Here is a 3,262-nt window from a genome sequence, read left to right as displayed (position 1 = left end):
GCAGTCCGGCAAGCGAAAAACCGCCGCTGCCGTCAAAGAGGCTGCCAAGGGTGAGATTACGCATCTGACACCTCTACTTCCGAATATTCCATTCGCTTCCCATCCCGAATCAAATACACATCATCGAAATTTCCGTCATGGAGTTTTATGTACCTTTCAACGGCTACATCAACAAACTTCGGTTCCAGTTCCACACCGAAGCACACACGATTTAGCTGCTCACAGGCAATCAATGTAGAAGCACTTCCCAGAAATCCATCCAGCACCATTCCGTTTGTCTGCGTACACTGGGAAATCAGATAGGCGATCAGCGGCACCGGCTTACTGGACGGATGTCCGCAGCCGTCCTCTTTGCTGTTTTTAATGCGGTCAAATTCAAATACTGTTTTCTGTTTCTGGTCACCATACCAGATATGCTTTCCGTCTTTTCTCCAGCCCCAGATAATCGGTTCATGGATATACTTCCAGTCGGTTCGGGTGAGAACAAGACGGTCTTTCTTCCAGACAAGTCCTGCACCGACCTTGAAGCCTGCATCTTCATATGCATCATGAAATACACGTGCCTTGGAGGTGGCATAAAACACATAAATGCTTGCATCCTTCGCCATGGCATCTTTGAATCTCTCAAATGCAGATTTCAGAAACGCATATCCTTTTTCATCATCAAGGTCATCATTTTTGATTTTGCCTGACGTGCTTTCCAGATTGACAAGATACGGTGGGTCTGTGCAAACAAGATTTACTTTTGTGTCTCCAAGAAGTGCTGTATAGGTTTCCGGCAAAGTGGAATCACCGCAGATAACGGTATGCTTTCCAAGATGCCAGATGTCACCTGTTTTGGATTTGCAGGGCTTTTCCAGTTCTGCATTTACATCAAAATCATCCTGTTTTGCTTCATCACTGTTAATGTCGAAAAGGTCAGCAATTTCAGATTCATCGAAACCAGTCAAACCAAGGTCAAATCCGAGATTCTGCAACTCTTCCATCTCAACAGCAAGCAGTTCATCGTCCCAGCCGGCATCTAACGCCATCCGGTTGTCAGCAAGAATATACGCTTTCTTCTGTGCATCCGTCAGATGATCGGCATACACACAGGGAACTTCTGCAATGCCTTCTTCCTTTGCCGCCATGATGCGTCCATGTCCAGCCAGCACATTGTATTCCCGGTCGATAATGACCGGATTCACAAAGCCAAACTCACGCAGGGAAGAACGAAGCTTCAGGATCTGTTCCTTGTTGTGCGTTCTGGCATTATTCGCATAGGGTACTAACTTGTTGATGTCAACAAGCTGAAATTCTGTGGTCGTTGTCATCTGTAATTCCTCCTCTGCTGAATTCTGAGCATACCTCTTCGGGCGGCATCCATATTGCCTTTGACAGCCTGTCCTTTGATTGTGCGATATTGCTGTTTGGTCATGTTATTTCTCTGCTGTTTCAGTTCTCTCCAGAATTGAACATCTGCTTTCATGTATTTCTCACTTTCTGCTGCTCAGAAGCTGTTCCATCAAATCATCCTGCGGTGTGCCGTCAAATTTGGTCGTGCAGTTCTGTTTCACAATATCGAAAATCTCATACCAGAGCAAATTTGCCTGTTTCTGAAATGTCTGGCTCATCTGCACAAACGGGGAAGCAATAACGCCGCCCGTGGTCGGGTGCTTTCCCAGCAGTCCATAGGTACTGAGGGCTTCTTCACACTGTACAAATCGGGCGAATGCCTGCGAATAGCTTTCCAGCAGTCGTTTGTTGACGTGCTTTTCACAGCCACGCTGTTTCAGCCAGAGCCATGTTTCTTTGTACACAATGTCTGCTCCCAGCGGTTTTCCGTTCTTCTGCTGGGCAGACAAGTATGCACTGGGACTTGGCATATCCGCACCGGTCAAATCAGCGGCATCGTCCAGATCAGCTGCGTCCAATTCCGGAGCATGAAACTCCATAATATCTGCGTCCTTGCCCTCTGCGATTTTGTCGGAGAGGGCTTTTGGCTTATCGCCTGCACGAACTCGTCTGCCGCCTCTTCTTGTACCGTCTTTTGCCATCTGATTTCACCTGCCTTTTGAGAGAAAAACAGCCGAAACTGCGTAGGTTTCGGCTTGTTTTCATATTTTCGGGGTTAATCCCCCGTTTGAACCTTGGTTTTTGTGTATGAGAGGGAACGCCGGTCTGTAAAAAATTCACAATTAGCGATTTTTATCCCCCCACCGGAAGCCTCCAACCCCTCTCCATTGCGAATTTTGTCGAATTATGCTATAATGGATAAAGCTCGTTGTTGGAGGTATATTTATGCCAAATGAAATCACAGCATTTGCACCTAACTGGGTAAATGATAAGTTAGAGATGGTATTCAGCAAAAATTTCCAAAGAATAATAGAATTTTATGTGTTTTCCACACCTTGTTCTCTTGTCAGTTCCTCTGTAACCGGCATGAATAACCGTAGGAGAACATGGGGAGATAAACCTTGGAATAATACTAAACTCAAGCATTATCTTCTCAGAGCGGCTAAATTAAAAGAAGACGTAAACTATATTAAGGCAACCGGAGATAAAAAGCGAAAATCAGACAACACAATAGTTACGCCCTCAGATATGCAAGAAAAAATACGGAGTTGTGGACTTAATGATAGGTTCCATACAAAACGAGACAAAAACAGAATTGTCTTTATTTCCAGCGGAAAGTCTGCTGAATTTCTGGACATCTTTTTTTACATCCGGTGTGCATTGGCACATGGGCGTTTTCGTATATATGAAGCCGATGATCCAATCTATGTATTAGAAGCGGCAGAAAAACACAAGATTGACAAAGAAACAAAAGCCTTGGTTAAAGCAAGAATGGTTTTGAAGGAATCTACTCTTCTTGAATGGGCAAGAATAATAGATACCGGTGCAACTATATTAGAATCCCTAAAACGCGATGAAGAAAAAGATGTTAGAGATAAAATAATCGAGTTAATTAGTTCACACCCATGTGTTTCAAAGGATAATATCTGCGACAGACTAAATGCAGACTATTCAACAGTATTATATAAAAAAGATATCAAAGCCCTGATTGATGCATTAAAGAAAGAAGGGATAATAGAATACTCAGCCAAAGATCATTTTTGGATTCTATGTCATTAATACTTATACTCAGGTCTGCTGTCTTCGCTTCCGGTTTTCCAGTCATGGCAGGACTTGCAAAGAGCCTGCCAGTTGCTTTCATCCCACATCAGATGCGGATCACCACGGTGAGGAATGATATGGTCGACCACAGTCGCTGCCGTGAACC

4 protein-coding genes are annotated in these 3,262 nt (G+C 44.2%); 1 reads left to right on the top strand and 3 read right to left on the bottom strand.

Features of this window, described 5'->3' with window-relative positions; translation table 11 throughout:
• Positions 1 to 56: 56 nt before the first annotated feature.
• Both QZ375_RS14000 and QZ375_RS13995 read right to left on the bottom strand, forming a co-directional pair.
• A complete protein-coding gene (locus QZ375_RS14000) occupies positions 57 to 1,313 on the bottom strand; it encodes a DNA methyltransferase (RefSeq protein WP_295219968.1) in 1,257 nt (418 codons plus the stop codon).
• Between the two features lie 162 nt (positions 1,314 to 1,475).
• On the bottom strand, positions 1,476 to 2,036 hold the full coding sequence (locus tag QZ375_RS13995) for a P27 family phage terminase small subunit (RefSeq protein WP_022427384.1): 561 nt from the start codon (positions 2,034 to 2,036) through the stop codon (positions 1,476 to 1,478).
• A gap of 244 nt (positions 2,037 to 2,280) precedes the next feature.
• Here QZ375_RS13995 and QZ375_RS13990 point away from each other — a divergent pair, with 244 nt between their 5' ends.
• Entirely contained in the window at positions 2,281 to 3,114 is an 834-nt protein-coding gene (locus QZ375_RS13990) for a hypothetical protein (protein ID WP_295219965.1), read from the top strand.
• On the opposite strand, the gene QZ375_RS13985 is transcribed toward QZ375_RS13990, so the two are convergent.
• The coding region (locus QZ375_RS13985) for an HNH endonuclease signature motif containing protein (protein WP_295219971.1) at positions 3,111 to 3,262 on the bottom strand (152 nt) is incomplete at its 5' end. The genes QZ375_RS13990 and QZ375_RS13985 overlap by 4 nt on opposite strands.

It is taken from the genome of Ruminococcus sp. (assembly GCF_019417665.1).
Taxonomy (GTDB): Bacteria; Bacillota; Clostridia; order Oscillospirales; family Ruminococcaceae; genus Ruminococcus_C.
Note: the sequence above shows the minus strand (reverse complement) of the source record. Positions and strands in the feature narration are given on the sequence as shown.